The organism is Proteiniphilum sp. UBA5384, assembly GCF_002410825.1.
Lineage (GTDB): Bacteria > Bacteroidota > Bacteroidia > Bacteroidales > Dysgonomonadaceae > Proteiniphilum.
Window position 1 is genome coordinate 95,030 of sequence record NZ_DHOS01000062.1, and the last position, 23,883, is coordinate 118,912.

Here is a 23,883-nt window from a genome sequence, read left to right on the forward strand (position 1 = left end):
ATTTATGAGAAAAATATATATTATAAGTTTTGCGATTGTACTACTCGGTATGTTATTTTCCGGATGCGATGATGCAGAGTATGAAATAATCGATAATAGCGTATATCTGGGGGATGCTGCGGGATCAACCAAATCAACAACGCTTACAATGGATGATGGAGTAGATATAATTATCAATGTCCGTCTTGCCAAAAAAGTAGATAGAGATATCCAGGTTGAGATTCAACTGAATCCTTCTTTACTGGATACCCATAATGAAGTCAACAACAGTGAATATCACCCGGTTCCCGATTTTCAACTTCCCACAGGGGCCAAAGTTACCATTCCCGCCGGAGAAATAGGCGCTGTCTACACGATTAGGATTAATGATTTCGATACAGGCGGCAAACAATACGGGCTTGGCGTGGAACTGGGCAATGTCATTGCCGGTAATATAAAAAAGTCGGCCGCTCAGTCACAGTTCATTTACCTGTTAGCCAAGCCGCTCAATGTTTCCGTACCGGTATTAAATGGCTATAGCGGCATGATTACCACTGCTCCTGAGGCCAATTGGGGTATAACTACCGAACAATGGTCTTTAGAATGCTGGACCCGCATGTCGGCATATAGTATAAATAATCAGGCAATTTTCAATACAGGCAGCGGAGATCATGAAATTTACATCCGTTTTGGCGATGCCAACAGGCCCTATAACTACCTGCAAATAAAGACTCTCGGTGGTCAGGTTCAAACTCCTTCGGATCTTCAGGCCAATAAATGGTATCACTGGGCCTTTGTGTATGATGGAACGACGTTGACCATTTTCCAGAATGGAGAAGAAAGGATAAAATTCGATCCTCCCGCACCCAAAGGAGGTTCTGTCCGTTTCGATTATTTGGAGATGATCTCCAGTGGATCATATTTCAGGGATGAGTGCGCCATGAGTCAGGTCCGCCTCTGGAAAACAGCGATCTCACAAACCCAGATTAAGAATAATATGTATTATTCGGTAAATCCAGCCAATCCTGATTTAATCGGATATTGGCCAATGGATGAAGGTGAGGGAAATGAATTTGCCGACATAACCGGAAATGGACACGATGCAACCGCTGCTGCCGCTGTAGTGAAGAGATGGGAACCTAATATCCGTTTCGACCAACAGTAACCGGAAAAGGATTGCACTGACTATCACCATGCCAAACATCGGGCATGTCAATGAAGTTAGTTATGGAGAGCGGCAAACTGTCGCTCTCTTTTAATCATTATTTATATTTGTAATTATGAAACATACGCTGGTACTATCACTCTTTCTGTTATTTTTCTCCGTCATATTGAATGCTCAAATAGCACTGTCCGAGAATGGAAAAGCAGTAGGACGTATTGTCCTCTCCACCGGTGATTCGATAGACCTGCAGGCGGCAGAACTATTGCAAGATTTCATCCGGCAGATAAGTGGTGCCGAACTTCCAATCATTACGCAGGATCATAAAGAAATACGTAAAACAAGAAAGAATGACATTATTATCGGAAACGGAACGCTTAATCAGGATATTATTACTGAAGATATCACAGAAGACGGATTCCGGATAGTAACCCTATCCCACAGGGTACACATTGTGTCCGGAGGTGGTCACGGCTCCGCATATGCTGTCGTAACGCTACTTGAACAATATCTGGGAGTGAGCTATTGGGGTGAAAAAGAGTATTCATTTACTCCCACCGAGACAATCATCCTGCCCAATATAAATATCACAGAAAATCCGGGGTTTCGTTACCGTCAAAGTCAACACTATGCCTTGTCGACTGATCCCATATATAAACTCTGGAACAGATTGAAAAATCCGGATGAAGTTTTCGCAGCAAACTATTGGGTACATACATTCGATAAGTTGCTACCCTCTGCTGTATATGGCACAGATCACCCCGAATACTATTCTTTCTTTAACGGTAAACGCCAGCCGGGCCAAGCCAGTCAATGGTGCCTGACGAATCCGGATGTACTGGAAATTGTTACCGCCCGGTTGGATTCAATTTTTAAAGCAAATCCCGACAAGCATATAATATCTGTCAGTCAAAACGACGGCAACTTCACCAATTGCCAATGCGATCAATGCAAAGCTATTGACGATTACGAAGAGGCTTATTCAGGTAGTCTGATACATTTTATCAATAAGCTGGCCGACAGGTTCCCGGACAAAGAGATATCTACACTCGCCTATCTTTATACAATGAAGCCTCCCAAACATGTAAAACCGCATCCGAATGTAAATATCATGCTGTGCAGTATTAACAGCGACAGGGAAGTATCTTTGACAGAGAATGCCTCCGGTCGTGAGTTTGTAGAAGCACTCGAAGGCTGGAGTAAGATATCGGACAATATTTTTGTGTGGGACTATGGCATCAATTTCGACAATTATCTCGTACCCTTTCCCAATTTTCATATTTTAGGCGACAACATCCGGCTCTTCAAAAAAAACAATGTAACGATGCATTTTTCGCAGATAGCCGGCAGCCGTGGTGGTGATTTTGCTGAGATGCGCACATGGATGGTCTCCAAATTAATGTGGAATCCGGCGGCAGATTCAGATTCCCTGATGCAGGTCTTTCTCAACGGTTATTATGGAGATGCCGCTCCCTATTTATATAGTTATCACAAGATCATGGAAGGAGCACTGATAGGCAGTGGAAAGAGATTATGGATATATGATTCACCGGTTTCCCATAAGGAGGGAATGTTGAAACCCGCACTGATGAGACGCTACAATGCCCTGTTTGACCGTGCCGAGGAAGCAGTTTCGAACGATTCGGTTTATCTCAAAAGGATATGGCGATCACGTCTCCCGCTTCAATACTCCGAGCTGGACATAGCACGTACGGAAAGGGATATGGATGTAAACGCTATTGAAGAGAAGTTGAATTTATTCGAACAACGAGTAAAAATGTTCAAAGTGACCACACTCAACGAAAGATTGAATTCACCCCTCGATTATTGTGCATTATATCATACACGCTATATGCCTACTGAAGAAAAGCCTCTCTCATTGGGAGCCAAAGTGAAATTTCTGGTAGCTCCCACCGGGAAATATGCGGAAATGGGAAAAATAACATTGACAGACGGACTGTACGGTGGAATGACTTTTACCGAAGGCTGGATCGGCTGGGAAGGTATTGACGGCTCTTTTACATTAGATTTAGGGTGTCAGCAGCAATTCACAACAATCACGACCGACTTTCTACACCAGTTAGGGGCATGGATACTTCAGCCTCTCAACGTCACTTATTCAATTTCGGATGATGGCGAAAATTTTCAGGAAGTGAAATCAATCGATAATCCCGAAGACAAAGATTCACAGGTTAAATTTGTGGAAATCACATACGTCAGTGATAAACCGTTGAAAGCACGTTACATAAAAGTAGATGTGACAGGAACCAAAATCTGTCCACACTGGCATTACGGAGTAGGGCATCCCTGCTGGTTTTTTATTGACGAGGTAATTGTCAAGTAAAGGAAAGTAAGCAATTGCCCAACAAATCAAACATGGGGCGCGTACCTTTTAAGGTGCAGCCCCATGTTTTTTATGCAGCCTGCCGGATAATATATCAGTCCGAACAGTTCTATTTCTATCTATTTTTTAATCATTATACGATCCCTTGTGCCATCATGGCGTCGGCCACTTTCATGAAACCGGCGATGTTGGCTCCTTTTACATAGTTGACATACTGGCCGGTTTTGCCATGTGCCACACATTGCCCATGGATGTCCCCCATAATCTGGTGCAACCATTTGTCTACCTCTTCATTACCCCAGGAGATATGCATGGCATTCTGGGTCATCTCTAAACCTGAGCAGGCCACTCCACCGGCATTGACTGCCTTTCCGGGAGCGAAGAGCATTTCATTTTCCTGGAAGAAATCAACCGCTTCGGCGGTACATCCCATATTGGAAACTTCTGCTACCAGCAACACGCCATTCTCTTTCAGCCGCTTGGCATCCTCCAGGTTCAGCTCATTCTGGATAGCGCAGGGTAAAGCGATGTCTACTTTAAGCTCCCAGGGCTTCCTTCCGGGATAGAATGTTGCATTCGGGAATTCCTCGGTATAAGGTGCTACCACATCATTTCCGGAGTTCCGCAACTCCAGCATATACTCAATTTTTTCCGGGGTATTCACTCCATCCGGATCATGAATATAGCCATCCGGTCCCGAGATAGCAACAACTTTGGCTCCCAGTTCGGTCGCTTTCGTCACTGCTCCCCATGCCACGTTACCAAAACCGGAAACAGCCACGGTCTTTCCTTTCAGGTCGATATGATGGGCCTCACACATCTTTTGTACAAAATAAAGCGCGCCAAAGCCGGTAGCTTCCGGACGAAGACGGGACCCACCGAATGACATCCCCTTGCCGGTAAAGGTGCCGGTATGCTCACGAGCCAGTTTCTTGTACATACCGAACATATATCCCACTTCACGTCCGCCCACGCCGATATCTCCTGCCGGCACATCCGTATCGGGACCAATATTGCGCCAGAGTTCCATCACAAATGCCTGGCAGAAACGCATGATCTCCGCCTGTGAGCGCCCCTTAGGCGAGAAATCCGATCCCCCTTTGCCACCTCCCATCGGAAGGGTGGTCAACGCATTCTTGAACGTCTGTTCAAACCCCAAAAATTTAAGGGAGGACAATGTAACCGACGAATGGAAACGAATACCGCCTTTATAAGGGCCTATAGCTCCGTTAAATTGTACACGGTAGCCGATATTCACATGCACTTTTCCGTTGTCGTCCACCCAGGGGACGCGGAAAGTAAATATACGGTCGGGTTCCACTATCCGTTCGATAATACCCGCCTTTTCAAATTCAGGATGTTGGTTGTACACGTCTTCAATCGACACCAATACCTCTCTCACTGCTTGAAGATACTCAGACTCACCCGGGTGTTTTGCCTCGAGTTGTGTCATAATGTCATTCACTCTCATATTAATAAGGTTTATTTAGGATTTCAATTTGACAAAGGTATAGATAATTTTGGAATATTGTTACTTTACTGCAATGAAAATAAAATTAAAAATAAACTTTCATCATCAAATCATCAACCACCTTAAACAGTGGTATAATCCAAAAAAGTTTCGGTTGTTAAAAGTTAAATGCCTATTTTTGTGGTAAATTTCTGAACTATTTTTGAAATGGCAAAGAACAAACTGGCTAAATTTGCCGACATGGCCACCTATCATAATGTGTTTCAGTATAACTTTGAAATGCTGAAAGAAGAAGGATTCCCTTATAAGGGAAAATGGCATACCTATTTTGGGAACAACAATCCGGTTGTACTTGAGCTGGGTTGTGGCAAGGGAGAATACACCGTAGGGTTAGCGCGCAAATTTCCGGAGAAGAACTTTATCGGGATCGACATCAAAGGAGCGCGCATGTGGACAGGAGCCAGGCAGGCGCTGCAAGAGGGCTTGACAAACGCTGCTTTTCTCCGGACCCGTATTGAATTGATTCATTTCTTTTTTTCGCAGGATGAAGTATCAGAGATATGGATTACTTTTCCCGATCCCCAGATGAAAAAAACCAACAAACGGCTTACCTCCACACGATTTATGGATCAATATAGCCGGATACTAAAAGATGGAGGTTTCATTCACCTGAAAACGGACAGCTATTTCCTTTACAGATATACAAAAGAAATGATAGAAAAAAACCAACTTGAGATACTTTTCGATACCGACGACCTCTACCACTCCGGGTTGGATGAGGATATGCTCGAAATTCGTACGTTCTATGAACAACAATGGCTCGCGAGGGGTTTAAACATCAAATATATCCGATTCCTCTGTTCCCAAAAGCATCCATGGACAGAACCGGAGGTTGAGATTGAAAAGGATGCGTATCGAAGTTTTGGACGGGATGCCCGTATAATGATTTGACAAATCAACATTATGACTCTATATCCACAATTAATCATTGATGCACTGAAAAACGTGCGTTATCCAGGAACAGGACAAGACATTGTTTCAGCCGGTATGGTAGCTGACGATATCCGTATCGAGGGAATGAAAGTCAGTTTTTCACTTATCACCGAAAAAGCACATGACCCTTTTATCAAATCAGTCGTAAAAATGGCGGAACAGGCCATCCTTACGTATGCCGACAAAAGCATTGATATACAAGGTAATATATCGGTAAAATCGAAGCAATCTCCACGACCGGAACTCCCCGAATTGCTACCCGGGGTAAAAAATATAATTGCCGTTGCCTCAGGGAAGGGTGGCGTGGGAAAAAGTACTGTATGTACTAATATCGCTGTAGCATTGGCACAAAAAGGATACAAAGTAGGATTGCTGGATGCCGACATTTTCGGCCCTTCGGTTCCCAAGATGCTCGGTGTCGAAGATGAGGGACCGACATTAGAGAATAAAGGTGGACGGGACCTGATTGTACCTATCGAAAATTGGGAAGTAAAAATGCTCTCCATCGGGTTCTTCGTCAAGAAAGAAGATGCCATAGTATGGCGTGGGGCAATGGCCGGGAATGCATTAAAACAGCTGATTGGTGATGCCGATTGGGGTGAACTCGATTATTTCCTGATTGATTTTCCACCGGGGACAAGTGATATCCACCTTACACTGGTACAGACGCTGCCTATTACCGGTGCGGTAATTGTAAGTACTCCACAGGAAGTGGCGCTGGCAGATGCCCGCAAAGGTATCAGCATGTTTACCGGGGATAAGGTGAATGTACCTATTCTTGGATTGGTAGAAAATATGGCCTGGTTCACACCGGCCGAACTGCCGGATAACAAGTATTATATCTTCGGGAAAGAGGGTTGTAAGAAACTGGCAGAAGAGCAAGGCTACGCTTTACTAGGGCAAATCCCCATCGTACAAAGCATCCGTGAAGGAGGTGATGACGGTCGGCCCGTGGCATTACATCAGGAAAGCATCATCGGCATGGCATTCTCCCATCTTGCTGACAATCTGGTTACAGCTGTCGACAAACGGAACCGCGAATTGCCTAAAACGCATATTGTAGAAATCACCCGAAAATAAAATGAAGCACCCCTTACACCAATTTCGGTTTTGCCCCAAATGTGGTTCAAAGCATTTTGTAGAGCATAACGAGAAATCGAAGAAATGTTCCGATTGCGGTTTTACCTATTACTTTAACTCTTCAGCTGCTGTGGTGGCGGTTATTGAAAACAGTTACGGGGAAGTATTGGTTGCCCGCAGGGCAAAGGATCCGGCAAAGGGTACCCTCGATCTTCCGGGCGGATTTATCGATATGCATGAAACGGCGGAGGAGGCTGTTGCTCGTGAGATAAAAGAAGAAACAGGTTTGTCGGTAAATTCAACTAAATATCTGTTCTCTATTCCAAATATTTACTTATATTCGGGGTTTGAAGTGCATACAGTAGACATCTTTTTCAGATGTACGGTAAACGACTTCAATCACCTTATTGCGCAGGATGACGTTTCGGAATTACAGTTTATCGCATTTGACAAGCTCAATGTCGATGAATTCGGGTTGGTGTCTATCCGCAAAGGAGTTGAAAAAATATTGAAATTAGTACTTGAAAATAAATAATATGAAGAAAATCATCTTACTGTTCAGTGTTGTTCTTATCACTCAGCTTTCTGCTGCGCAAAGGACGGCATATCATGCACAGCCGGAACTACTGTTCAATCAGGGTAAAGAGATGTTCCTGAAAGGAAATTGGGAAGGCGCGGAACAATTAATGGAAAAATTCGTTGCCGGAAGTGAGGATGCTTATCTGAAAGAAGAGGCGGCCTACATGATTGCCCTATCGTCATTCCATCGCAACAATGAAAACAGTGGAGAAGTACTGGAGGCTTTTCTCGATACACATCCGGAAACAGTCCACCGCCATCAGGTCAATTTTCTGATCGGTTCTTATCATTTCGACAGGAAAGAGTGGGAAGCTGCCGCAGAACGGTTTTATCTCACCGACCTCGACTATCTTACGCTGTCGGAGCAGGAGGACTATAGTTTCCGTTCAGCCTATACCCAGCTACAATTAGAGAACAAAGGGGGAGCCACCCGCCTCTTCGGCCTGCTCTCAAAAAACAGCAGTAAATATCGGGATGCAGCGGATTTCTACCTTGGATACATCGAATACTCCGATGGAAATTATGCAGAAGCATTACGACGATTTGAACGACTGAAAAATCATCCCGAATATAGCGAAGAGGTGGCTTTCTATACTACCCAAGCTACTTTCTTCGATGGTAAGATTGATGAAGCCATCCGCTTGGCGCAGGATTTTGTAAGCAGATATCCGTCAAACCAACATCTTACCGAAACATACAGGGTGCTCGGAAATGGTTATTACAGACTGGGACAACCCTCCAGAGCCATATCTTATTATGAGAACTACCTCTCCGGCGTGGAGAAGCCGCTTAGGGGCGATGCTTACTTCCTGGGGTTATCTTATTTCGAAACGGCCAATTACAGTAAGGCGGTACAAATGTTTCAATATGCCGTAGGTGAAGCCGATGAACTCTCCCAAAATGCACAATTGCAATTGGGGCAAACTTACCTGAGACTGAATCAGAAACAAGCAGCTCAAATGGCGTTTGAAGCAGCATCCCGTGTTAATTTCAATCCTCAGGTACGCGAAACGGCCATGTTCAATTACGCACTACTGGCCCACGAAACCAACTTCTCCGTCTTTAGCGAATCCATCACCCTGTTTGAGAACTTCCTCAGGGAATTTCCCAATTCGTCCTACAAAAACCAGGTGAACGATATCCTGGCGGAGACTTTCCTTACTACTAAAGATTATAACGCCGCACTAAATGCCATCAACCGGATCAGTAATCCCGGGCGCCGTATACTGGAAGCCAAGCAGATGGTGCTGTTCCAATTGGGCGCACAATCTTTTATCAACGGGAGTATGAATGAGGCTGTGCAACATTTCAACAATAGCATCAATATGGGCAACCAGGATACCAAAGCACGTAATAATGCTTATTTCTGGCGAGGAGAGACCTATTACCGGATGGGTAATTACGCCAATGCAGCCAACGACTTCCGGCAATTTACACAAAATGCCGCGCCGATGGATGAAAACTATTCCCTCGGATGGTATAACCTCGGATATGCCCTGTTTAAACAGCAACAACACAATCAGGCGGTAAACGCTTTCCAGCAATATATCGCAGCAGAAAGGACCAAGACCCGGCCTGAATATGCCGATGCCCTGAACCGTATAGGCGACAGCTACTATTTTAACCGCAATTTCAACGAAGCAGAACGGTATTATGCGCAGGCGGCGGACGTAAACCCCGCTTCTGCCGATTATGCCGCTTACCAACGTGCGTTTGTGATGGGTTTGCAACACAATTACCAGGGAAAGATCACCGCATTGGATAATCTGATGCGTAACTATCCCCATTCGCAATATTTTGATGATGCTCTTTATGAAAAGAGCCGTGCCCTTACGATGCTTAACAGGGAAAAGGAGGCTATTACAGTCTTGCAACGCCTGGTCAATGATTTCACGGGAAGTCCCCTTGCCAGTCAGGGAGGTGTCCAGTTAGGCCAGTTATATTACAATACCGGCAACTACCAGCAAAGTATCGCCGCCTATAAAAACGTAATTACCAATTTCCCCGGCTCCGATGATGCCCGTAATGCGTTGATTTCCCTGGAAACGGTTTACCGTGAAATGAACGATATCGACAATTATGTGAAATATGCTAACTCATTGCCGGGAGGAATGCGCATCACACCCTCCAGGCAAGACTCACTTACCTATCTGGCTGCCGAAAGTGTATATATGCGTGGTAACCGGTCGGATGCCGAATCAGCCATGACAAAGTATATTCAATCATATCCGAATGGAGCATACAGTAGTGATGCCCATTATTACCTCGGAGTAATTGCCGATGAAAGAAAGAACCAGGACCTGGCGTTATCACACTTTAGAAAAGTAATTGATGCAGGTAATATCAAATTCCTGGACAATGCGCTTATCTATGTAGCGCAGACAGAATACAAGAATGCCAATTACCGCCAGGCGCTTGCCGATTATTCTAGATTGGCCAATTCAGCCCGCAATACCACCAACCAGCAATTGGGACAAATGGGAGTTGTCCGTACGCAATCACAACTCGGGGGGTATCACGAAGCAGCCCGTGCCGCCAGTGATCTCCTCTCCAATAGCAAACTCTCTCCGGAAACGGTAATAGAAGCCCGGTATTTACGGGGGAAAGCATATCAAGAGACCAAAGAAACAGACAATGCCATGGCTGATTTCCAATTCGTGGCCAATGATACCCGCAGCATCTTCGGGGCCGAAGCGCAATTTATCCTTGCCGATACCTACTATCGGTGGAAATCGTATGATCGCGCCGAAGCGCAGGTCAAAGAATTCATGCAGAAGGGAACTCCTCATCAATATTGGATGGCACGGGCACTGATCGTTCTCTCGGATACTTACCTTGCCAAAGGTGATGAATTCCAGGCACGCCAATACCTGGAAAGCCTTAAATCCAATTACAAGGGTGATGAGGCCGATATCCAACAGATGATCAAAGAGAGAATTAAATGATTTGATGATTTAATGATTTGATGATTCAACAAACTAAATATACAAAATGAAGAAAATATATATCGTTATAACAGCCTTTATTGTATGTACCGGGAGTTATGCCCAAACATCAGACTCTTTGCTGAGACGACAGATGGAACTGGAACGCGATTTCAACCCCACCCTGCTTGATGCCGACAAAATCAATTCCCTGCCGGCATTGCAACAGCCCGTAGTACAAAAAGCCAATACCAACTATTCCACTTGGGCAGGGCGCACAACTCCTCCGCTGGAGATAGCTTTGCCCCGACCGGGAAATATTATGACAGAGATACCTTACAGTAGGAAAAGGGGATATCTTTCATTCAACGCGGGCAACTATGCAAACATGGACGGGATATTCGGCTATCGGTTAGTGGAAAACGAAGCGAATAATCTTACTTTTTCTTTTCTGCACAACTCCACAAACGGGGACATAGACTATGTACAGGAGGTGAAGCCGTCGAGTAATAAAGCTAAGTTCATGGACAATGAAGGAAGACTTGGCTACCGGCATAAAGCTGATGTACTTACCCTCAATATGGATCTCTCCTACCTTCATTCACTCTTCAACTATTATGGGAACAGGTTCGGGAACACACCTCTTTATGACGATGAAAACCAACGTTTATCCATCTTAAATGCAAAGATAGGTGTCGCATCAAATAAATCCGACGTATGGAATTACAGGGGATATATCCATTTCAACAACTTTTCCACTAAATTTGGAGAATCACCTGCTGCGGAAGGAATAAAGGGAAACGACGTGAATGTGATGGTTGGACTCGACAAACCTTTCGGTGTATCTGACAGTAAACTGGGTGTCGACGGAAGGCTCTTCTCAACATTCTATAACGGAGACCTGAGTAATTACGCCCTAATCAATGCTGCCCCCTACGTTGCGTTCGGAGGAAACAACACCTATGCCCGGTTAGGTGCCGACCTGCTCATCATGACTTCCGGAGATACTGAGTTTCGTGTGGCCCCCCATGTACAACTGAAATGGGCGGTTACTGGCCATTCTTCACTTTATGCTAATATTCTTGGAGGATTCAGCAATAACACCTTTCTCGAGATGATACAGGAATCCCGGTATATCCATCCTTATGGGAATGTAACCCCCTCCTACTCCATTATAGATATTGAAGCAGGAGCCAGGATCGGGGAGGTCAGCGGATTCCGGTTTGATATTTTTGGAGGATTCAAAAAAACAGAGGATGAACACTTCCTTATACTGAATGGACAAGACGTAATTGGTGAAGATGCACCGGAAGTTTACAGCGAAGTGCTCAAACCGGTGTACGGGGATCTGTCGCACGCCCATATCGGCGGGATGATCCAAGCCAATATATGGGCGCCACTCGACATATCACTGCGGTTGAAAAAGAATTTCTATAGTGCAGATTATATCAGTATAAATGGGATAGAAATCGATAATCCCAAAGCCTTCAATAAACCCGGTATTGAAGTAGACCTCCGTGGTGCAGTCGATCTGAATGCCAACCTGAAGTTGACTGCCAACTACTATTTTGCGGGTGAGAGATGGTCTTATTATGGAAAAAATGTAAAGATGGATAATATCAATGACCTCAATGCCGGTGCGATCTACCAAATCAATGACGCCTTTTCGGTCAACCTGAGGGCAAACAACCTGCTTGCCCAAAAATATGATATCTGGTATGGTTATCCGGCACAAGGGCTCAATATCTCCGGAGGATTTTCTTTCCGCTTCTAAGAGATAGTTTTTTTTAATATATCTCACTTCCCGGTTACAATGCTTTTATGTACTTTTGTAGAAAGTAAGATGCGTTCAACTTTCATTACTTTTGTTGCGTCTTTCAGCGACAAGAAATATTACACTGCAGAATAGCGAATGTATGAGTAAGCAAACAAAGAGTCAGAAGAAAAAACCACAAGCCAAAGATAAACCGGACAAGAGTAAAATCATCAAAGCCATGTGGGGTCTCTTTGGTCTGGTAGCAGGGGGTATTGTCCTTTTTTTCGTACTTGTTTCGGCGGGGATGGTTGGGTATTTGCCAAAAATAGACGAGTTGGAAAACCCAATCGATAAATATGCTTCGCAGGTAATCTCAACAGATAACAAACTACTCTTCACTTATTCCCAAAGTGATGATAACCGCATCTTCGTTGATTATTCCGATCTCTCCCCGCACTTGATCGATGCACTGGTCGCTACTGAAGATATACGCTATTATTCGCACTCCGGCATAGACATGATCGGACTGGGAAGAGTTATCTTTAAAACACTGATACTCAGTCATGGCGAAAGCGGAGGAGGAAGTACTATTACTCAACAATTGGCAAAACTGCTCTATTCCCCCAAGGCGAACAATAAACTACAACGTGCATTCCAAAAACCGGTGGAATGGGTGATTGCAGCCAAGCTGGAGCGCTTCTATTCGAAAGATGAGATCATTAACCTCTATCTGAATAAGTACGATTTCAATTATAATGCAGTAGGAATCGAGTCTGCTGCCCGTACCTATTTCAACAAAACGCCCAATGAGTTGACTATTGAAGAGTCAGCCATGCTCATCGGAATGTTGAAGAATTCATCCCTTTACAATCCGGTACGCCGTCCAGAATTAACTAAAGACCGTCGTGATGTAGTAATCACCCAGATGCGGAAGGCCGGACATCTCACCAAACATGAAGCGGATTCGTTGAAACAACGCCCCATTGAACTCGATTTTAACCGTTCCGACCATATCGATATTATTGCTCCTTACTACCGCCAACATCTGGCTAAAATGATGATGGCAAAAAAACCGGAAAGGAAAAATTATGCCTCCTGGCAAAAACAGCAGTTTGTAGAAGACTCGATTTCCTGGATGGAAGATCCCCTTTTCGGATGGTGCCACAAAAATAAAAAGCCGGATGGCTCGCATTACAATATTTATACCGACGGCCTAAAGATTTACTCTACCCTCGACTATCGGATGCAACGGTACGCTGAAGCAGCCGTTAAAGAACATTTGGGAGGTTATCTCCAGGACCAGTTTTTCCGTGAAAAGAAAGGAAAATCCTATGCTCCTTACTCCCGTGATGTAAGCGATAAGGTAGACAACCTGATGATGGCCTCTGTGAGACAGAGCGAGCGTTACCGTGTCCTTAAGCAAGGTGGCCTCACCGAGGCTGAGATTATCCGTAACTTTAAGGAAAAACCGGTGGAGATGAAGGTCTTTTCCTGGGAGCATCGGGAGATTGACACGGTGATGACTCCCTGGGACTCCATTCGTTATCATAAGAATTTCCTGCGCACCGGCTTTATGGCGATGGATCCCCTGACAGGACATGTGAAGGCCTACGTGGGAGGTCCCGACTTCAAGTTCTTCAAATATGACAGTTCTACCGGTAAACGGCAGATCGGCTCCACCATCAAACCCTATCTCTACACACTGGCGATGGAAGAAGGGATGAGTCCCTGCGATGGCATGATCCATGAACAGGTAACACTGATGGATGAGAATGGAATACCATGGGAACCGCGAAATACACGTCCGGCAAGCAGAGAATTTGTATCCATCAAATGGGGATTGCAAAACTCCGATAACTGGGTAACCGCCTGGCTGATGAAACAATTCTCACCCTACGCCTTTGCCCGGATGCTCCAGTCTTTCGGATTAAAAACTCCGGCTGATCCTGTGGTATCATTGGCATTAGGACCTAATGACGCTTCCGTTTATGAAATGGTCGGTGCCTATAGTGCTTTTGTCAACAAGGGAATACGCATAGAACCATTATTGGTAACACGGATTGAAGACCCTCATGGGACAGAAATAGCGTCCTTTGTTCCACGAACAAAGGAAATCTTTAGCGAAAACACTTCTTACAAGATGCTCGATATGCTGAAAGGAGTCGTGGATGGTGGAACCGCAGGTCGTTTACGCCGGATCTATAACCTGAAAGGGCAAATGGGGGCCAAAACAGGCACGACCAACAATAATTCCGACGGATGGTTCATGTCATTCACGCCAAACCTTGTCGCAGGGTGTTGGGTGGGAGGTGAAGAACCCACTATCCATTTCGACCGGATGGCCTATGGACAGGGTGCCAGCATGGCATTGCCCATCCATGGCATCTTTTACCAGAAAGTATATGCCGATTCAACATTAAATTACAAGGATAACGGCATGTTTGAAATCCCCTCGGATTTCGATCCATGTCATGATATGCAACGGTATTCACCCGATTTTTACCGTAACGAAGATCCGGTAATCGAAAGTGAGGGGATTGACGATATATTCAATTGAAACCTACCACAACTACCGCATCGTCCGGTACCGGCCCGTGATAGGTAGATATACCCTCTCCCTGGAGACGAAAGACAAAGTGCGCACCGGTTGTCATACTGGTTGCTTCACCACCGATCTTTGCCGGTGTCCAATCCGGCATTTTTTCGATTACTCTTTTTACTTCTGCCTCCAAAGAGGGATCCACACCTTTCTCAAACTTGACAAAAGTAACTTTCCCCTTACTGTTGATACTGAACACAGCTGAGACAAGTCCCTGAATACCGTTTTCCTGTGCGATAACCGGATACCTGATATTATCCGCAAGATATGTCATAAAAGCTTTTTCGCCACCGGCAAATTCTGCTTTTTCAAAATCCTTCATTTTTTCCTGAAAAGCTTCTTTCTCTTCTTCTGTAGGTTTATTACGATCCAAATTGAAGACAATAGGTACGGTAAACCGCACATTGACCTCTTCTCCACGCTGTTTCCCCGGTACCCATTGAGGCATTGATTGAAGTACACGTACCGCCTCTGCATCTAACAGCGGATCCACGCCACGTACCACCTTCACACTATCAATAGAGCCATCTTTCATGACCAGAAAATTACAAATCACCCGTCCTTGAATACCGCTCTTTTGCGCTTCAACCGGATAACGGATATTTTCACCCAAAAACTGCATCATGGCGTTGACTCCCCCTGGAAATTCAGGTTGCTCATCCACTACCACAAAGATTTCGCCCACTTCAGCTTTCTTCTCGGGAGGAGGCTCAGGCAAATCATTACTTACTACAGGATTCTCTTCGTGTAGGGCTGCATAAACGCTATTCGCTGTTACAAACAGGAAAAACAGCGGTACTATCAGGAGATATTTTGCTACTTTCATTGTAGACGATTTTGCTTTGTTCATCATCATAATTCGTTGTTTTAATTGTGATACATTAAAATTATTTACTATCTGGACTGCAGTTTCATGATAAGTCAATCGTAAAAGATGGTATTGGTATTCACGGCTGTCAATGCCTTCCCTCAATACCCCGTTATCGGCCAGGTATTCCAGATTCATGGCCATTTCACGCTTCATCAGCCAGACAAACGGATTCCACCAGGAAAACAGGCACACTAATTCAATAAGCATGATGTCGAAAGAGTGACACTGCCGTGCATGGGTATGTTCATGCAACAGAATCTGGAACAATTCTTCCCCGGAGTGTTTGCCGGGATGGATAAAAATCAGATTGAAAAAAGAGAAGGGAGTAATATCCTCCTTCAATTGATATATGGGAATCCCCTTCACAATCTGGTTCTTACTCCTTAGCCGAATACGATAAATGGAGAAGAGTTGAAACAGAAACCGTAAAATAAATACAACCGTAATGGCTATATAAAGAAGGATAAGCATTTCTCTCCACGGAACCGGTGCGGTTGTGGCAGCTTCACCCCCGGGCGTCACATCCATCCTCGGCTCTCCCAAAAATACGGTTGCAGTCCCTTCCTGTAGGCTGGAAGAAGGGAAAGGCCATATATCACATAAGCCGGAAATGGCACAAAAAGGATAGAGGAGTGAAAAAACTATCACTGACAGAAAATAAAAACGTCTCATCCGTAAAAAAGTATCCCTTTTCAGTAAAATTACGTATAAGAGATAGAACAATACCAGCGCGATATTGACTTGTAACAGGTATGTAAGAATCGGCAACATGATCTATTCAATTGAAATGAAATAATTCTTTACTTTACTTCTGATTCTTTTCAATCAGGCGAATAATTTCCGCCAATTCGTCTGCGGTAATTTTTTGTTCCTTCGCAAAAAAAGAAACCAACTCTTTGTAGGAGTTATCAAAGTAACTCTGCACCACTCCCGATAAAAAATGCCTTTTATAAGCCGATTCCGAAATCACCGGTTTGAATACCTTCACATTTCCAAATCTCCGCTTTGTCAGGTATCCCTTATTCTCAAGATTATTAAAAATGGATGCCACTGTAGTATAGGGAGGCTTCGGATCTTCCATCTTGTCTACCACATCCTTGATAGCACATTCTTTCAGTTGCCATACATGCAACATTATATTTTCTTCCTGATGAGTTAACCGTTCCATATCTTTTCATCTGTATTTTTATAATGCAAACTTACGATTTTATCGTAACAAATAGTCATTTTCGTAATAATATTACAGTTAAATAATTATAAAGAAAGCCGTCCCTTTTCAGAGACGGCTTCCAATGACCTATTGAATAGTTTTCAGATCTGTTTTTCGAAATCCTGCATACATTGAACCAGGGCTTCTACTGCTTCTTTAGGACAAGCATTATAGATAGAAGCACGAAATCCGCCTACGGAACGGTGTCCTTTGATACCCACCATGCCTTTTTCAGTAGCAAATTGTAAGAAAGCAGCTTCTTTATCCTTGTATTCTTCGCTCATCACAAAGCAGACGTTCATGATGGAGCGGTCTTCCCTGGCGGCTGTTCCCACGAAAAGTTTATTGCGGTCAATTTCATCATAGAGAAGTGCCGCCTTCTCCTTGTTGAGTTTGTGCATCACTTCCAAGCCTCCCAGTTCTTTCACCCATTTCAGTGTTTCATGCATGACGAAGATAGAAAATACCGGAGGAGTATTGAACATCGAACGGTTCTTTTCAGAATCGCTGATATGTGTACGATAATCCACCATAGTTTGTAATGGCCGGTCGATCTGTCCGAGGACATCCTCACGGACAATTACAAAAGCCACACCTGCAGGTCCCACATTCTTTTGTGCGCCTCCATAAATGAGAGCATATTTCGAAATATCTACCGGTCGGCTCATAATATCGGACGACATATCTGCCACTAATGGAACCGGACTATCGATATCTTCATGTATTTCAGTACCGAAAATGGTATTATTACTCGTGATATGAAAATAATCAGCATCAACGGGAATGGTATATCCTTTGGGGATATAAGAATAATTCTTGTCATCTGAAGAAGCCACCACTTCCACTTCACCATAGAACTTGGCTTCTTTAATTGCCTTTTTTGCCCAAGTACCGGTTTGCAGATAAGCGGCTTTCTTTTTCATCAGATTGGCAGGAACCATAAAGAATTGGGTACTGGCTCCTCCGCCAAGCAGGAGTACCCGATAATTATCGGGGATATTGAGTAGTTCTTTCCACAGATCCGCCGTCTCTTTCATGATCCGTTCCCATCCTGGAGTACGGTGCGATATTTCCAGAATACCTATTCCGGTATTATCGAAATTGCGTATCGCCTCAATGGCTGACTCAACTGCCGGCCGGGGAAGTACACACGGCCCGGCATTAAAATTATACTTCTGCATAGGATTGTATTTTTAAATTACAAATTATTAATTACCAATTACCTTTTCCATTTTACTTCACCGATTTACCCTAAAACGTTCATCTCCATTCTGAAAATATGCTACGATCTGATTAGCCGCAGCCAATCCTGCATTTTTATTGGCATCGGTTGTTTGTGCACCCAACTTTTTCGGTGTAGCAAAATAACGCCTCGGAAATTTTGTCAGAAATTCTTCATGCTTATCCGGTTTTACGTCGGCCACATATTGAAAATCCGGACGTTCCTCCATGATACGGATCAAATCTTCTTCCACAACCAGCTCTTTCCGTGCCGTGTTAATGAGCATCCCATCCTGAGGCAACAGCGACAGAAGGGAATAATTTACGCAATAACGTGTCTCTTCCAGTAATGGCATGTGTAAAGAAACAAAATCACTATTCTGAAACAGCTCTTCGTTGGTATATGCCGTGATTACACCATATTCACCCTCTTTACGCAGGTCGTCATGGGTGAGTGTGGGTGAAAAAGCATATACCGGCATATCAAAACCTCTCGCAATCTTGGCCACCATCTTTGCAACATTCCCAAAGGCATATAATCCTAACCGTCTGCGACTCAATTCCCGGCCGACGGAACCATCAAAATGATTACGCTGCGCATAAATCATCATGCCCAAAACCAATTCAGCCACGGCATTGGCATTCTGTCCGGGAGTATTCATTACACAAACACCACATTCAGTTGCTGCCTCCAGATCCACATTATCATAACCAGCTCCTGCTCTGACAACAATCTTCAGGTTGGGAGCTGCTTTCATTATCTCCCTGGTGATATTATCACTCCGTATGATCAAAGCATCCACATTTTTCACCGCTTCAAGCAACTGACTTGCCCCTTCATATTTTTCCAACTTCACGAATTGATGACCCGCAGATTCAATAATATGTTGAATCCCCTGCACCGCAGGTAAAGCAAATGGCTTACTCGTTGCCAAAAGTACTTTCATATCATTTTCCCTTTTATAAAAAATTCATCGGATACTCGACCGATTCGAAACAGATCAAGATTTTTTTATATTCTTTATCACTTTGTAAATAGAATTGCAAATTTACAAACTTATATCCAACAAAAGGCGAAATCGGAATAAAAAAAATCCGCGACAATTTTATTTTACAGTATTTAAAAGTTATTTGTCCGATAAATTGAATCATCGTATCTTTGCATTACTCGAAAATATTAGATCAATGAACAGTCCATATCCCTCTGCCCTACTCGAAAATGCAGTCAATGAATTCGCCAATCTCCCGGGAATAGGAAGGAAGTCGGCATTACGGCTTGTACTCCATCTCTTGCGGCAAGATGAAGAGCGAGTGGCCAATTTTGCGGACACTATATTGAAATTAAAGAGGGAAATCAAATATTGTGCTGTGTGTCATAACATTTCTGATACAGAAGTATGCAATATATGTGCCGATAAGTCGCGTGACAATTCTTTACTCTGTGTAGTAGAAAATGTGAAAGAAGTGATGGCTATAGAAAAGACGGTACAATTCAATGGGCTTTATCACGTATTGGGAGGAATTATCTCCCCTATTGACGGTATTGGTCCGTCGGATCTGGAAATTGCCAGCCTCGAAGAGAGAGTGAAGTCCGGCGTGGTCAGAGAGGTGATCCTTGCCCTGAGCGCCACTATGGAAGGCGATACGACCAATTTCTACATCTACCGTAAACTGCAATCATACGGAGTAAAAGTCAGTATCATATCCAGAGGCGTTTCCATTGGTGACGAGATTGAATATGCCGACGAGGTAACCCTTGGCCGTTCCATCTTAAACCGGACACCATTTGATGAAACCTATAAACTTGTATCGAAATGAAAAATACAAATATTACAGACAAGACCATCAATCTACTGAAAAGACATTATTATATTCATATCATTGTATTGGCTGCCCTTTTCCTTCTGATCCTGTTCCGGATTACACCCCTCTTTACAGATAAAGGGACCGTAAGTATCACAGCGGAAAGATATGCTGTCATGATCACTATTATTATCATTCCTGTTTCGCTGAGATTTTTTGCCAACCGGTTGAAAAAAATTCCCCGTCCGCAGGAAGAAGAAAAAGCCTCGGAAAAGTATAAAAGCGCTTCATTCCTGCGTCTCTACCCGATAAGTGCGGTGACAATGGCACATATCCTTTTGTTCGGTATCTCCGGGAATATGAATTTTTTCTGGTTCACGGTGGTACTGTTTATCGTTTTCCTGTTTTGTAAACCGTCATACCCCGAACTGGAAAGCCTCTTTATGATTCCTGCAGAAAAAGGAAGGGAAGAGGAAAAGGAAGAGGAGGAAGAGGAGGAAGAAGAGATAAAAGTATCCGGGGAAATAGATAAGAATCAGATGACCACAGAATATAATTATCCGGGAAATGGACAAGCTGCTGGAAAATAACACCATACGTCTACGTGCTCCCGAACCGGAGGATCTGGACTTATTGTACGCGTGGGAAAACGACACTTCCCTCTGGGATAAGGGAGCCTCCATTGTCCCTTTTTCCCGTTATTCCATCAAACAATACCTGATCGATAATAAGTATGACATATATGTGGACAAGCAGCTGCGGCTAATGGTCACACTCGGCGAAACGGGTGAACTTGCGGGTGCAACCGACCTCTATGATTTTGACCCGTTTCACCGCAGGGCGGGTGTAGGGATACTGATCGACCGTAAATTCCGGGGCAAGGGCTACGCCTTACAAACGCTGTCATTGCTGGAAGAGTATGCATTCCGGTTCCTCAACCTGAAACAACTTTACGCGGTTATTCCCGCGCAAAACAAGAATAGTATCCGGCTATTTACAAAAGCGGGGTATCACCAGACGGGCCTTTTGGAAAAATGGCTTTCTACGGGAGACTCGTTCCAGGATGCATGGATAATGCAAAAGCTCAACAAAACACATCCGATGGAGTAGTTTTTATTAATTGAATGATCATAAAGAAGATATGCAAGAAGATATAAAAAAAGCATGTGAGGTTCTAAAAAAAGGAGGTGTTATCCTGTATCCCACCGACACTATTTGGGGGATCGGCTGTGACGCTACCAACGAAGAAGCGGTACAACGCATTTACGGATTAAAACAACGTGACGACAGCAAATCGATGCTTGTACTGCTGGATAGTCCCGCCAAGTTACAGACCTACGTAAAGGATGTGCCCGATATTGCATGGGACTTGATAGAGCTGACCGACAAACCGCTTACCATCATCTACGACGGAGCCAAAAACCTGGCTGCCAACCTTATCGCCGAAGATGGTTCCATCGGCATCCGCATTACCGCCGAAGCGTTCTCGATGGAATTGTGCCGGCAATTCCGCAAACCCATCGTCTCCACCTCGGCCAACATAAGCGGGGAAGCTTCCCCCGCCACTTTTTCGCAAATCAGCCAAACAATAAAGGAAGGCGTGGATTACATCGTGGAATACCGCCAAAAGGAACAGGGCAAAGCTCAACCATCAGGGATCATAAAACTGGAAAGGAACGGCACCATCAAAATTATCCGCAAGTAACGTCAACACTGTATACTCTTCGGACTTTTTTCATACTTCAACAACACTCCACCCATCTGAAGGATACTGGAAACATAAAAGGATGACAACATTTTACCGAGGATAAACTGATAAAAAAACAATTTCTTAGAACCTGTTTTGAATTTACGAATATCAATATAATACACTGAATATAAATCGATTAACCGCTACCCATATTTAATCTACGCTTAGCTTACTTCCCTCAGCGTCACAACCATATAATTGGTAGCACCACCTGCCCCAATGAGTGCCTACTCCTTTCAGATTGGTTACTGTAATATCGTGAATTATTTTTCTTTTGTCGAAGGAAATTCTATCTTTGCACGGATAAAAACAAAACGATTCTCACGAAGATACAATGCAACCGGCAGAAAGATTCAATAAATTTTTAATTTGGCGCGACCGACATATCAAGGAGCGCCATTTTTTACTGTTTGTATGTTTCTTAGTGGGGATTCTCACGGCCCTGGCGGCTTTCTTCCTGAAAACGGCGATCCACTTCTTCCAAGTCTTTCTCACTGAAAATTTCAGCCGACCCAACCTGAACTTTTCCTACCTGCTCTATCCTATTGTGGGAATACTACTTGCAGGACTCTATGTGCGATATGTGGTAAAAGACGATATCAGCCACGGGGTCACAAAGATACTCTTTGCCATTTCCCAACGCAAGAGCCGGATCAAACCCCACAATATGTACTCGTCATTGGTGGCCAGCTCCATCACCATCGGATTCGGCGGATCAGTGGGAGCGGAAGCACCCATCGTGTTGACAGGCTCCGCCATCGGCTCTAACCTGGGAAGGATTTTCAAATTAGAGCAACGCAGCCTGATGATTCTCGTAGGCTGTGGCGCCGCCGGCGCTATCGCGGGTATTTTCAAAGCCCCTATTGCCGGCATTCTTTTTGTGATAGAGGTCCTGCTACTCGACCTCACCATGTCGTCTATCCTGCCGCTTCTGGTCACGGCCGTTACCGCCACCACCGCCTCGTACTTGCTTACGGGCATGGATGCCATGTTCGCCTTTACACTCATTGAACCGTTCACGCTCAACCGTATCCCCTATGTAATCCTGCTGGGGGTACTCTGTGGATTTCTCTCATTGTATATCATCCGGATCATGAGCCGCCTGGAAGATATCTTCCACGGTCTGACCTATTGGAACAGGTTTTTGCTTGGCGGGAGCATACTGGGTTTATTGATCTTCTTTTTTCCTCCCCTGTATGGTGAAGGATATAACACCATTAACGTGTTGTTGGCAGGAGGTGATTCATTCGGCTCTCTCACCAATGAAAGCTTCTTTCATCAGTTGGAAAGCAGATGGACCATTGCCATTTTTCTGATTCTTGTCATTTTCTTTAAAGTTTTTGCTACTACCGCCACCAATGGCGGGGGCGGTACCGGAGGAGTATTTGCTCCTACCCTTTTCCTCGGATGCATTGCCGGCTTCGTTTATTCCTATACTCTCAACCAGTTGGGATACACCGTTTACCTCCCACAAGAAAACTTTGCACTGATGGGAATGGCCGGCGTAATGGCCGGTGTAATGCATGCCCCGCTTACCGGCACCTTCCTGATTGCTGAATTGACCGGGGGCTATGACCTGTTTTTACCGCTTATGATTGTCTCACTGCTTTCTTATGGTACCATTATGATATTCGAGAAGCATAGCATATATGCCATACGTCTGGCAAAAAAAGGAGAGTTGATCACCCATCACAAAGATAAGGCTGTGCTCACCTTTTTGAAAGTCAAGGATCTGATCGAAAAAGACATCCCCACCGTCACACCCGATATGACACTGGGAGATATGGTAAAAGTGATCTCTACCAGCAACCGGAATATTTTTCCTGTAGTAGACAAAAAAGGCATCCTTTTAGGACTGGTGATGATGAACGATATCCGGAATATCATGTTCCGTCCGGAACTGTATGACCGATTTACGGTGGAGAAATTTATGGTAGGACCTCCCGCCACCATCGAAATCCATAGTAGCATGGAAGAGGCGATGGCGAAATTTGAAAATACAAAAGCCTGGAATTTACCGGTGATAGACAACAAAGGAGTATACCAGGGCCTTTTGTCGCAATCATCGGTATTCAATTCGTATAGGGAGGTATTGGTCGAAAATTATTCCGAGGCAGATGAATAATTGATGTGATGATTAA

Annotated in this window: 18 protein-coding genes; 13 read left to right on the top strand and 5 right to left on the bottom strand. The window is 44.3% G+C overall.

Annotation, left to right across the window (positions count from 1 at the left end; all coding sequences use genetic code 11):
- The first annotated feature begins 4 nt into the window (after positions 1-4).
- Together B4G81_RS11765 and B4G81_RS11770 are read left to right on the top strand one after the other, a co-directional pair.
- Positions 5-1,144, top strand: a complete 1,140-nt coding sequence (locus B4G81_RS11765) for a DUF1735 and LamG domain-containing protein (RefSeq protein ID WP_294082732.1) — start codon at positions 5-7, stop codon at positions 1,142-1,144.
- A 115-nt stretch (positions 1,145-1,259) separates the two neighbouring features.
- Positions 1,260-3,485: a DUF4838 domain-containing protein gene (locus tag B4G81_RS11770; RefSeq protein ID WP_294082734.1), complete on the top strand. Its 2,226-nt coding sequence runs from the start codon at positions 1,260-1,262 to the stop codon at positions 3,483-3,485.
- A 133-nt stretch (positions 3,486-3,618) separates the two neighbouring features.
- Here B4G81_RS11770 and gdhA read toward each other — a convergent pair whose 3' ends face one another.
- Complete coding sequence (gene gdhA / locus B4G81_RS11775) at positions 3,619-4,956, bottom strand: NADP-specific glutamate dehydrogenase (protein ID WP_294082736.1); 1,338 nt, start codon at positions 4,954-4,956, stop codon at positions 3,619-3,621.
- Positions 4,957-5,163: 207 nt separating this feature from the next.
- Here gdhA and trmB point away from each other — a divergent pair, with 207 nt between their 5' ends.
- The 6 genes from trmB to B4G81_RS11805 all read left to right on the top strand — a co-directional run bounded on the left by trmB (position 5,164) and on the right by B4G81_RS11805 (position 14,845).
- A complete protein-coding gene (gene trmB / locus B4G81_RS11780; protein WP_294082738.1) occupies positions 5,164-5,907 on the top strand; it encodes a tRNA (guanosine(46)-N7)-methyltransferase TrmB in 744 nt (247 codons plus the stop codon).
- Between the two features lie 12 nt (positions 5,908-5,919).
- Entirely contained in the window at positions 5,920-7,029 is a 1,110-nt protein-coding gene (locus B4G81_RS11785; protein WP_294082740.1) for an Mrp/NBP35 family ATP-binding protein, read from the top strand.
- A 1-nt stretch (position 7,030) separates the two neighbouring features.
- Positions 7,031-7,564 (top strand): NUDIX domain-containing protein, encoded by a 534-nt coding sequence (locus B4G81_RS11790; protein WP_294082742.1) that lies wholly within the window; start codon positions 7,031-7,033, stop codon positions 7,562-7,564.
- 1 nt (position 7,565) lies between these two features.
- On the top strand, positions 7,566-10,553 hold the full coding sequence (locus B4G81_RS11795) for a tetratricopeptide repeat protein (protein WP_294082744.1): 2,988 nt from the start codon (positions 7,566-7,568) through the stop codon (positions 10,551-10,553).
- A gap of 46 nt (positions 10,554-10,599) precedes the next feature.
- A complete protein-coding gene (locus B4G81_RS11800; protein ID WP_294082746.1) occupies positions 10,600-12,306 on the top strand; it encodes a hypothetical protein in 1,707 nt (568 codons plus the stop codon).
- A gap of 220 nt (positions 12,307-12,526) precedes the next feature.
- Positions 12,527-14,845, top strand: coding sequence for a transglycosylase domain-containing protein (locus B4G81_RS11805; RefSeq protein ID WP_294082793.1), 2,319 nt, complete (start codon positions 12,527-12,529; stop codon positions 14,843-14,845).
- Here B4G81_RS11805 and B4G81_RS11810 read toward each other — a convergent pair.
- From B4G81_RS11810 to B4G81_RS11825, 4 genes are all read right to left on the bottom strand, one after another.
- Positions 14,838-16,529 (bottom strand): M56 family metallopeptidase, encoded by a 1,692-nt coding sequence (locus tag B4G81_RS11810; protein ID WP_294082748.1) that lies wholly within the window; start codon positions 16,527-16,529, stop codon positions 14,838-14,840. The genes B4G81_RS11805 and B4G81_RS11810 overlap by 8 nt on opposite strands.
- Before the next feature lie 34 nt (positions 16,530-16,563).
- Positions 16,564-16,926 (bottom strand): BlaI/MecI/CopY family transcriptional regulator, encoded by a 363-nt coding sequence (locus B4G81_RS11815; RefSeq protein WP_294082749.1) that lies wholly within the window; start codon positions 16,924-16,926, stop codon positions 16,564-16,566.
- Positions 16,927-17,069: 143 nt separating this feature from the next.
- The gene (serC, locus tag B4G81_RS11820) at positions 17,070-18,149 is read right to left on the bottom strand and encodes a 3-phosphoserine/phosphohydroxythreonine transaminase (RefSeq protein WP_294082751.1); all 1,080 of its coding nucleotides are present in this window, start codon (positions 18,147-18,149) and stop codon (positions 17,070-17,072) included.
- 57 nt (positions 18,150-18,206) lie between these two features.
- Entirely contained in the window at positions 18,207-19,136 is a 930-nt protein-coding gene (locus B4G81_RS11825; protein WP_294082752.1) for an NAD(P)-dependent oxidoreductase, read from the bottom strand.
- 238 nt (positions 19,137-19,374) lie between these two features.
- Here B4G81_RS11825 and recR point away from each other — a divergent pair, with 238 nt between their 5' ends.
- From recR to B4G81_RS11850, 5 genes are all read left to right on the top strand, one after another.
- Positions 19,375-20,007 carry a recombination mediator RecR gene (gene recR / locus B4G81_RS11830; protein ID WP_294082753.1) on the top strand — a complete coding sequence of 211 codons (633 nt, stop codon included), beginning with the start codon at positions 19,375-19,377 and terminating at the stop codon, positions 20,005-20,007.
- Entirely contained in the window at positions 20,004-20,582 is a 579-nt protein-coding gene (locus B4G81_RS11835) for a hypothetical protein (RefSeq protein WP_294082755.1), read from the top strand. Before recR ends, B4G81_RS11835 begins: the two co-directional genes overlap by 4 nt.
- Entirely contained in the window at positions 20,560-21,102 is a 543-nt protein-coding gene (locus B4G81_RS11840; protein ID WP_294082757.1) for a GNAT family N-acetyltransferase, read from the top strand. The genes B4G81_RS11835 and B4G81_RS11840 overlap by 23 nt, the downstream gene beginning before the upstream one ends.
- A 31-nt stretch (positions 21,103-21,133) precedes the next feature.
- Positions 21,134-21,697, top strand: coding sequence for an L-threonylcarbamoyladenylate synthase (locus B4G81_RS11845; protein ID WP_294082759.1), 564 nt, complete (start codon positions 21,134-21,136; stop codon positions 21,695-21,697).
- A 379-nt stretch (positions 21,698-22,076) separates the two neighbouring features.
- Positions 22,077-23,867, top strand: coding sequence for a chloride channel protein (locus B4G81_RS11850; RefSeq protein ID WP_294082761.1), 1,791 nt, complete (start codon positions 22,077-22,079; stop codon positions 23,865-23,867).
- Positions 23,868-23,883: the final 16 nt, after the last annotated feature.